This is a genomic window from Kitasatospora sp. NPDC018058 (assembly GCF_044327205.1).
Lineage (GTDB): Bacteria > Actinomycetota > Actinomycetes > Streptomycetales > Streptomycetaceae > Kitasatospora.
Window position 1 is genome coordinate 1 of record NZ_JBIRFA010000153.1, and the last position, 1,100, is coordinate 1,100.

Consider the following 1,100-nt stretch of genomic DNA (forward strand, 5'->3'; position numbering starts at 1 on the left):
CTTCATCAAGGCCGAGGTCATCTCCTTCGACGACCTCGTCGAAACCGGCTCGGTCGCCGAGGCCCGCTCCGCCGGCAAGGCCCGCATGGAGGGCAAGGAGTATGTGATGCAGGACGGGGACGTGGTGGAGTTCCGGTTCAACGTGTGACGCGTTCGGCAGCATCGACGTAGCGATCCGGCAAACGCACAGGTCAGGCGGGGCCGGCCCTGGATGGGGTCGGCCCCGTTGTCGTTCCCGCTGCTGGATCCGCGCTGGATTTGCTGACGTCTCGTCACCTGTTGACATCCCTGGTTATCCGCACCATCGCTGGATCGGTGCTGGATCGACTGACGGTGCGTCAGCTGTATGGGGCGCATCCTGGCTGCGGATTTCGTCGTGGACGCACCTCCCCCGGCCCCCGCCCGACCACCCGATAGCGACGGCCCCCAGCTCCCTGGTCTGTGCATCCGTACCTCCCGGGCGGGTGGGCTCGCAAAGACCCCTATCCGCCCCGTGATCCGCCCGCCAGGCGGCTACGCCGCGCCGTGGCTGAAATCGTGTTCCTGCCAGGTCGGTTGTCAGTGCTGCATGCCATCGTCACCACGTGTGAGCCGCGAGTTGTCAGCGGATCGCGCCGGGTTACGAGAACGGGCTAAGGGGGACGCACGGCATGGCTGGCGACGGCTTTGACATAGACCCATCAACTCAAGTCGGCTGCTCCGACATTCCACCGGGAGTCTGTCGCGCTGGCACGGGCGACGGCCAAGCTTCGCCACACGCTCGACGGGCTGGGGGCCCTGGGGTGGCGATGAGCAAGGAAAGAAGTTCGAGCACGCCTACGCCCCGCACCGGGCACAGATTGAGAAGGCGGCCGCGGCCCTGGTCAAGGGCCTGTCCAGCATCACCAAGGCCATGAACGACATGGCGGCCAACCACGAAGACGCTGACCACTCGGCCAAGTCGGGCTTTGAAGGTGGTAAGTGATGGGTGCCGCCGACAAGGCGAAGGAGATCGTTCAGGATCTCACGGGCATGTGGTGGCCAGAGGGTGACGAGGATGAGCTCCGGGAGGCTGCTCGCGCTTGGCGGACCTTCGCCGACGACGTGGAGGATTGCACGGC

Annotated in this window: 1 protein-coding gene; it reads left to right on the forward strand. The window is 65.9% G+C overall.

Annotated features, from left to right (window positions below; genetic code table 11):
* On the forward strand, positions 1 to 148 hold a 148-nt coding region (locus ACH4E7_RS45675; RefSeq protein WP_396255138.1), incomplete at its 5' end, for a DUF933 domain-containing protein.
* Between the last annotated feature and the right edge of the window lie 952 nt (positions 149 to 1,100).